Source organism: Pelomicrobium sp. G1 (assembly GCF_051905455.1).
In the GTDB taxonomy this organism is placed as follows: domain Bacteria; phylum Pseudomonadota; class Gammaproteobacteria; order Burkholderiales; family UBA6910; genus Pelomicrobium.
This window is the reverse complement of record NZ_JBQACR010000098.1, coordinates 1-483: the sequence shown is the minus strand read 5'-3', so window position 1 is coordinate 483 and position 483 is coordinate 1. Positions and strand designations below refer to the sequence as shown.

General features: G+C 67.5%; 1 protein-coding gene. It reads left to right on the top strand.

Annotated elements, in window-relative coordinates:
• On the top strand, positions 1-386 hold a 386-nt coding region (locus tag ACTFO6_RS17635; protein WP_439935726.1), incomplete at its 5' end, for an arsenate reductase (azurin) small subunit.
• Between the last annotated feature and the right edge of the window lie 97 nt (positions 387-483).

The window sequence follows — 483 nt, the reverse complement described above, 5'->3', positions numbered from 1 at the left end:
GCGCGTACCCGGTGATCGACGTGGCGCCCCTCGACGCCATCCGGGTAAACACGCCGCTCGCCTTCACCTATCCGGATGAGCGCTCGCCGGCGATCCTGGTGCGCTTGCACGAGGCAGCTCCGGGCGGAGTCGGCCCCGGCAGTTCCATCGTCGCCTTCTCCAGCCTGTGCACGCACAAAGGCTGCCCCGTGGGTTACCGGCCGGAGCGGAAGCTGCTCATCTGTCCCTGCCACTGGAGCAGCTTCGATCCCGCCAAGGCGGGCCAGATCGTGATCGGCCAGGCGAGCCAGTCCCTGCCCCAGATCGTTCTGCAAGTGCGCTCCGGCATGGTCCAAGCCGTGGGCCTCAATGGCCTGATCTACGGACGGCACACCAACATCCTCTGACGGCCTCCTGGAAGCCAGCCGCGCCATGGACCGGGTTCCCCTTCCACCGCCAAACGCGCAGCGCTTCGACACCGTCTGCCAGTTCTGCATCGTGGGG